Origin of the sequence: Bradyrhizobium lablabi, from assembly GCF_001440475.1 — a bacterium.
GTDB classification, from domain to species: domain Bacteria; phylum Pseudomonadota; class Alphaproteobacteria; order Rhizobiales; family Xanthobacteraceae; genus Bradyrhizobium; species Bradyrhizobium lablabi.
In genome coordinates this window covers 1-6,651 of sequence record NZ_LLYB01000122.1, presented here as the reverse complement: position 1 = coordinate 6,651, position 6,651 = coordinate 1, and the positions used below count along the sequence as shown (strand labels likewise).

At 64.7% G+C, this 6,651-nt stretch carries 7 protein-coding genes; 2 read left to right on the top strand and 5 right to left on the bottom strand.

Going from position 1 to position 6,651, the window contains the following annotated elements:
* Both CQ14_RS33645 and CQ14_RS33640 read left to right on the top strand, forming a co-directional pair.
* Positions 1 to 908: glycosyltransferase family 4 protein (locus CQ14_RS33645; RefSeq protein WP_430650240.1), on the top strand; the 908-nt coding region annotated here is incomplete at its 5' end.
* 226 nt (positions 909 to 1,134) lie between these two features.
* The gene (locus CQ14_RS33640; RefSeq protein ID WP_057862068.1) at positions 1,135 to 1,689 is read left to right on the top strand and encodes a DedA family protein; all 555 of its coding nucleotides are present in this window, start codon (positions 1,135 to 1,137) and stop codon (positions 1,687 to 1,689) included.
* Positions 1,690 to 1,707: 18 nt separating this feature from the next.
* Here CQ14_RS33640 and CQ14_RS33635 read toward each other — a convergent pair whose 3' ends face one another.
* The 5 genes from CQ14_RS33635 to CQ14_RS33615 all read right to left on the bottom strand — a co-directional run bounded on the left by CQ14_RS33635 (position 1,708) and on the right by CQ14_RS33615 (position 6,392).
* The gene (locus CQ14_RS33635; RefSeq protein WP_245320735.1) at positions 1,708 to 2,295 is read right to left on the bottom strand and encodes a DinB family protein; all 588 of its coding nucleotides are present in this window, start codon (positions 2,293 to 2,295) and stop codon (positions 1,708 to 1,710) included.
* A 51-nt stretch (positions 2,296 to 2,346) separates the two neighbouring features.
* Complete coding sequence (locus CQ14_RS33630) at positions 2,347 to 2,619, bottom strand: YrhB domain-containing protein (RefSeq protein ID WP_199805685.1); 273 nt, start codon at positions 2,617 to 2,619, stop codon at positions 2,347 to 2,349.
* Positions 2,620 to 2,746: 127 nt separating this feature from the next.
* Positions 2,747 to 5,020: a xanthine dehydrogenase family protein molybdopterin-binding subunit gene (locus tag CQ14_RS33625; protein WP_057862065.1), complete on the bottom strand. Its 2,274-nt coding sequence runs from the start codon at positions 5,018 to 5,020 to the stop codon at positions 2,747 to 2,749.
* A 17-nt stretch (positions 5,021 to 5,037) separates the two neighbouring features.
* A complete protein-coding gene (locus tag CQ14_RS33620) occupies positions 5,038 to 5,514 on the bottom strand; it encodes a (2Fe-2S)-binding protein (RefSeq protein ID WP_057862064.1) in 477 nt (158 codons plus the stop codon).
* 8 nt (positions 5,515 to 5,522) lie between these two features.
* Positions 5,523 to 6,392 (bottom strand): FAD binding domain-containing protein, encoded by an 870-nt coding sequence (locus CQ14_RS33615; RefSeq protein WP_057862063.1) that lies wholly within the window; start codon positions 6,390 to 6,392, stop codon positions 5,523 to 5,525.
* Between the last annotated feature and the right edge of the window lie 259 nt (positions 6,393 to 6,651).

Here is a 6,651-nt window from a genome sequence, read left to right as displayed (position 1 = left end):
GGGGGGGGGAGCCGGTCTGGCCGCGGGCGCTGCGGCTCGGCCGGCCGAAATCGGACCCGATGGCGGCGCAGGCGGCGCTGCTCGACGCCGTCGCGCGGCGCGCGAGCGAGTTCGACGTGATCCACGCCCATATCGACTGGCTGCATCTGCCGCTGCTGAGCCGGCTCGGCGTACCCTTCGTCACCACCACGCATGGGCGGCTCGACTTGCCGGGATTTCCCGAGGTCGCCTTGCGTTTTCCCGATGCGCCCTACGTTTCGATTTCGGACAACCAGCGCGAAGCGCTGCCGGAGGCAAATTGGATCGGCACCGTCTATCACGGCCTTCCCGCAACTTCGCTCCGTCCCTCCCTGGAGCGCGGGCGCTACCTTGCCTTTCTCGGCCGGCTCACCGCCGAGAAAGGACCCGAGGCCGCCATCCGCATCGCCCGCGCGGTAAAAATGCCGCTGCACATCGCGGCCAAGCTACCGCGCGGCGAACGCGCCTTCTTCAAGGAAAAGCTGGAGCCGCAGATCGACGGCGAGCAGGTGCGGCTGACCGGCGAGGTCAACGACAAGACCAAGGAGGAATTTCTCGCCGGCGCCGCGGCGCTATTGTTTCCGATTCATTGGCCCGAACCGTTCGGGCTCGTCATGATCGAGGCCATGGCGTGCGGCACGCCGGTGATCGCCTTCCGCTCGGGCTCGGTGCCCGAGGTGATCGACGACGGGATTACAGGTTTTGTCGTGGAGAGCGAAGACCAGGCGATCGAGGCGCTCGGACGTATCGACGAACTCGATCGCGGCCGCGTGCGCGCGCATTTCGAGAAGCGGTTCACGTCGGAGCGGATGGCGAAGGAGTATGTGCGGCACTATGAGGCGTTGCGGCAGACGAGAAGCGAGAGCGCCCTTACCTCCGCGATGGCGTAGCTGCTATAACCCGCGGGCGCGCAGCGAGAAGCTGGGTAATAAGGTCTCGCAGATCGCGGAGTTTATCTTTCGTGCGCGCGAAGGAGCAGTATAGTCCGCATGAGCGGAGCAATATGCAGCGCGTAGGATGGGTCCTCGCGGATTCGCGAGCCCGCCGGATCGGAATTGCAATCTGGGGCGATTTGGGCGGCTGGTCCGTGGCTCGCAGAGCGAAGGCGGAAAACAAATGTCATCCGTCGGACAGTTCGGCCACGACGTCCTCGACTTTGTCAGACAGCACCAGGCCTGGGCGGCGCCGATCGTGTTTGCGCTGGCGTTTGCGGAATCGCTGGCCTTCCTCTCCTTTGTCGTGCCGGCCTGGGCGGTGCTGGTCGGCATCGGCGCGATGATGAAGACGGGCGGCATCGCCTTCCTGCCCGTGCTGCTGGCCGGCGCATTGGGCGCTGCGCTCGGCGACTGGCTGTCGTACTGGCTCGGCCACCTCCTCCAGGACCGGATCCCGCGGATGTGGCCGTTCAGGGCGCATCCTGACCTGCTCAAGCACGGCGAGGCCTTCATCGCAAAATGGGGCGCGCTCGCGATCTTCATCGGCCGCTTCTCCGGCCCGTTGCGCGCCTCGGTGCCGATCGCAGCCGGCATGCTCGGCATGCCGCAAACGACGTTTCAGATCGCGAATTTCACCTCGGCGCTGATCTGGGTGGCGGTGCTGCTGGAGCTCGGCGACGTCGGCGCGCTGGTGTGGGTGTGGCTGTCGCGGGTGATGGAGAGGGTTTGGGGGTGAAGCGCCCGCACGCAGCCCTCAAACCTCGCCGTCCGACCCACCCCAGATCCGCTCCTCCGTCCACCCCAGCTCCGCAAATTCGGCAGCCCGCAACGGCGCTTCACCCACCGCGAAGAACTCGTCGAGCTGCGGGGGGCTCACCGAGGTGCCGCTGAGCATACTGTGCGCCTGGCCGCGATGGTGCACCTGATGCTGGAACAGATGCAGGAGCAGGCGGTCCATCCGCTCGCGCTGGATGGAGGTTTCCCGATGCACGGAGACAATGCGCTGCAGGCCTGCGCTGTCGAGCGCTTCGACGACCTTGAGCAAGCGCCGGTCGACTGCAGCCTGCGCGTCCTTCAGCGCGGCAACCGTTGCACACGGCTCGTCGTTCGCAAAGGCTGCGGGGCCGAGCGTGCCGCCTTCCATCGCATCGACGTAGAAATGGTCGATGATCAGGATGTGGTTGAGCGTGGCGCGCAGGCTCGGAAAGAAGCCGGTGCGCTTCGCGGTGAATTCATCCGGCGACAGCGCCAGACAGGCGGTGAGCAGCCGGTGGTTTGCCCAGGCGTTGTTGTAGGCCATGGTGCGGAAGGGAAGCAGTTCATTCATTGGCGGCTTGCTCATCCTGATACGCCTTCGCTCGTTAGGCTGCGGCGGACACGCCGATCATCCGGGCTACTCTTGCTTGATCGCCGTCTCCCACGGAATTCCGGTTGGCAATCTTTTCACCAAGCCATGCCTGTCAACCAATATCGGTCCATTTCCGGCAAGCGCATCTCTGAAGTCGCCAGTTTCGACAAACTCCCTGCTGTTGTAAAAGAAGACCCAACCTTCGGCGGTCTCGACCGTCTCGTCATGAATGACAACAAAATCGTCACCGACCGCTGCGGCGATAGCATCGACCTCTCTTTCGGCCAGGACTTTCGCGTCAGGAAATAGAATAGCCAATTGCTGTCCTTGACGATCGACGCGCCTCTTGAACCAACAGTAGCCCAACCAACCATCGGCACAGTACTGGAACGGATTCGCGTGGAAGGCGGATTACGCTGTCGCTAATCCGCCCTACCCTCTTCGCCTACTCCGCCGCCTCTCGCGTCGGCGCTTCCAGCACTTCCAGCACCTTCGGCGGCGACATCGGCAGGGCGTAGAAGCGTTTTCCCAGCGCGTTGTAGATGGCGTTCGCCACCGCCGCCATGACAGGCACCAGCGGCACTTCGCCGACGCCCTTGACGCCTTGCGGATGCTTCGGGTTCGGGATCTCGACCAAGATGCAGTCGAGCATCGGCAGGTCCGAGCAGACCGGCATGCGGTAGTCGAGGAAGCCGGGATTATCGACCTTGCCTTCCTTCGTATAAATGTATTCCTCGTTCAGCGCCCAGCCGATGCCCTGCGCGACGCCGCCCTGCAGCTGGCCCTCGACATAACCGGGGTGGATGGCGCGGCCGACATCCTGCACGGCGGTGTAGCGGATGACGCGCGCAATCCCAAGATCGACGTCGATCTCGACGTCGCAAACATGCGTGCCGAAACCGCCGTCCGCGCCTTGCGTGTTGAGCTGCACGCCGGCGCCGATCGGACCGCCCATCGCCGGGGCCTTCTCGGCGAGCTGTTGCAGCGTCAGCGGTTCGAACTGGCCGGCGTTCGGGCTCACGGGGTGCGCGGCGCCGTCCTCCCACTTCACCGCTTCGGGATCGATCTCCCAGATCTTTGCGGCGCGCTCGCGCAGCGTCTGGATGATCTTCTCGGTCGACTGCGTCACCACCATCGAAGACGCGAACAGCACGCGGCTGCCGCCGGTGAGGTTGGAGAAACCGACAGTCTGGGTGTCGCCGATGATAACGGAGACGCGGCGGTAATCGATGCCGAGCAGTTCCGCGCAGATGTTGGCGATGCCGGCGCGCGAGCCGCCGATGTCAGGGTGTCCCGTGGTGACGACGACGTTGCCATCCTCGGTGATGTTGACTTGCGCTGAGGATTCGCCGCCGGCGTTGAACCAGAAACCGGAGGCTGTGCCCCTGCCCCTCAACTTGCCTTGGCCATCGCCGAGCGGCGCGGCATAATGCGGCGAGCTCCTGGCCGCTTCCACGGTCTCGACATAGCCGATGCGCGGGAAGACCGGGCCGTGCGCGGCTTTGGTGCCTTCCCTCGCGGCGTTCTTTAGGCGGAAGTCGAGCGGGTCCATCTTCAGGCGTTCGGCGACTTCGTCCATCACGCATTCCACGGCATAGGCGCCGATCGGCGCGCCCGGCGCGCGATAGGCCGCGACCTTGGAGCGGTTGGAGCAGACGTCAAAACCTTCCGAGAGCAGGTTCGGAATGTCGTAGGGCGTGAAGCTGCACCCGGCGGCGCCGCGGATCGGCGAGCCCGGGAAGGCGCCGGCCTGCAGATAGAAGGTGCCGTGCGCGGCGACGATCTTGCCGTCCTTCGTGGCGCCGATCTTCACCGTGCTCTTCGAGCCCGAGGTGGGGCCGGTCGCGCGCATCACTTCCTCGCGCGTCATCACCATCTTTACGGGCCGCCCGGATTTTTTCGCGAGCAGCGTCGCGAGCGGCTCGAGATAGACGATGGTCTTGCCGCCAAAGCCGCCGCCGATCTCGGCGGGGATGGCGCGGATGTCGCTCTGCGGGATGCCCGTCAGCATCGATGTCATCGCGCGCACCATGAACTGGCCCTGGCTCGAGCTCCAGATCGTGGTCTTGCCGTCAGGCGCCACCGAGATCAGGCAGGCATGCGGCTCGATATAGCCCTGGTGCACCGGGCGCGTGGTGAAGGTGCGCTCGATGACAACATCGGCCTTCTTGAAACCATCAGCGATGTCGCCCTTCTTGTGCTCGAGGCGGCCGGCGATGTTGGAAGGCTTGCCGTCGAACTTGTTGAACTCGTGCAGGATCGGCGCGTCTGATTTGATCGCGTCGTCGATTTCGATCGACCACGGCAGCACTTCGTAATCGACCTCGATCAGCTTGCAGGCCTCGGCTGCGATCGCTTCCGTCGTCGCGGCAACGGCAGCGACGGGGTGGCCGGGGAACAGCGCCTTGTCGCGCGCCATCACGTTACGGCACATCCAGCGCATGTCCTGGATGCCGAGCATGACCGCGCCCTTCTCGATCGGGAAATCGACGATGTCCTTCGAGGTGACGACGGCCTTGACGCCCGGCAGCGCTTCCGCTTTGGCCGTGTTGATCGATCTGATGCGCGCATGCGGATGCGGGCTGCGTAAAACCTTGCCCCAGATCATGCCCGGCATGGTGGTGTCGGCGGCGAACTGGGCGCGGCCGGTCACCTTGTCCATACCGTCAGGGCGAATGGTGCGCTGGCCGATCCATTTATTGTTGGTGACGAGATTCATTAGGCTGTCTCCCGAAACTATTGCGCACGCATTTCGGCAGCGGTTTCCATCACCGCGCGGACGATCTTGTCATAGCCGGTGCACCGGCAGAGGTTGCCGGCAAGCCAGAAGCGGACTTCCTCCTCGCTCGGGTCAGGGTTTTTCTTCAGCAGCGCATCGGAGGCGACCAGCATGCCCGAGGTGCAGATGCCGCATTGAAGTGCGGCCATTTCCAGAAACTTCTGCTGCAGCGGATGCAGTCTGTCGCCCTGCGCCATGCCCTCGATGGTCCTGATCTCGTGCCCCTCGGATTCGACGGCGAGCATCAGGCAGGAGCAGACCAGCCGATCGTCGAGCGTGATCGAGCAGGCGCCGCAATCGCCGGAGGCGCAGCCTTCCTTGGAGCCGGTGAGGTTCAGGGTGCCGCGCAGCGCGTCGAGCATGGTGTCTGATGGCTCGCAGAGGAATTCCATCGGCTCGCCGTTGATCGTGGTGGTGACGTGAACTTTGGCCATTTGCGTTATCACTTTCCTTGAGCGCGTTTGGCGGCGATCCCTGCGGTGCGCTTGAGCAGCACGCCGGCCACCTTGGTGCGATAGGCGATGGTGCCGCGCTTGTCGTCGATCGGACGGCAGGCGGCGGAGCATGCCGCGGCAGCCTTAGCGAGCGCGGCATCGTCGAGCTTGCTTCCGATCAGCGCTTTCGCGGCGTCTTCGACCAGCAGCACGGTCGGCGCCACTGCGCCGAGACCGACGCGGGCTGATGTGACCGTGCCGTCCTTGATCGTGAGGCTGACGCCGACACCGACGACGGCGATGTCCATTTCGGTGCGCGGGATCATGCGCAAGTAAGCGTCGCTCGATCCGGGTGAGCGCGGCGGCAGTGTGAAACTGACCAGAATCTCGCCGGGCTTCAGATTGGTGCGGCCGGGTCCAGCCGGCACATCTTCCACCTTCATCTCGCGGCGGCCGTTCGGGCCCTGCACGGTGACGACGGCGCCGGCGGCGACCATTGCGGGCACGCTGTCGCCGGCGGGCGAGCCGTTGCAGAGATTGCCGCCCGCAGAGGCCCTGCCCTGCACCTGCTTGGAACCGATCAGGTTGACGGCCTCCAGGACGCCGGGCCAGACCTTGCCGAACTTTCCGTGTTCGGCGAGCGCCATGCCGGAGACGGCGGCGCCGACGCGAAAGCCGCCATCGGCGGTCTGTTCGATCGCGGTCATCTCGGGGATTTTCTTGATATCGACGATCACGCCCGGCTTGAGCACGCCGGACCGCATCTGCACCAGAAGATCGGTGCCGCCGGCCAGGATGCGTGCGGCGCTGCCGGCTTTGGCAAATGCGCCGACCGCTTCATCAAGCGTCTCAGGCGCGAGGTATCGGAGTTCCGTCATGGTCTTCCCGCCATCTCCCTTATTCCTGCCCGCCCCATATGGGCGATGGCCTTATATTGGCCCGGCAGTGCGGGCCAAGCCTACACGGGGATCAACGATTGGAACAGCCTGCGAGATCAGGTTGTTACGGCAGGCTCCTATGCGCAGGGCGGGGCTTGCGCGGCCAATTGCTCCGAGGCGGGGATCAATCTCCGACATTGTGAAATCTGTAGATGGGGTAACGGGCCCCGGTCCGCCTTCCAGGCAAGCCGCGCTTGCT

Bases quoted from the DNA above. Each gene is read 5' to 3' on its own strand.
- CQ14_RS33625 (WP_057862065.1), bottom strand. From the start codon at position 5,020: ATGAATCTCGTCACCAACAATAAATGGATCGGCCAGCGCACCATTCGC.
- CQ14_RS33640 (WP_057862068.1), top strand. From the start codon at position 1,135: ATGTCATCCGTCGGACAGTTCGGCCACGACGTCCTCGACTTTGTCAGA.
- CQ14_RS33620 (WP_057862064.1), bottom strand. From the start codon at position 5,514: ATGGCCAAAGTTCACGTCACCACCACGATCAACGGCGAGCCGATGGAA.
- CQ14_RS33635 (WP_245320735.1), bottom strand. From the start codon at position 2,295: ATGAGCAAGCCGCCAATGAATGAACTGCTTCCCTTCCGCACCATGGCC.
- CQ14_RS33615 (WP_057862063.1), bottom strand. From the start codon at position 6,392: ATGACGGAACTCCGATACCTCGCGCCTGAGACGCTTGATGAAGCGGTC.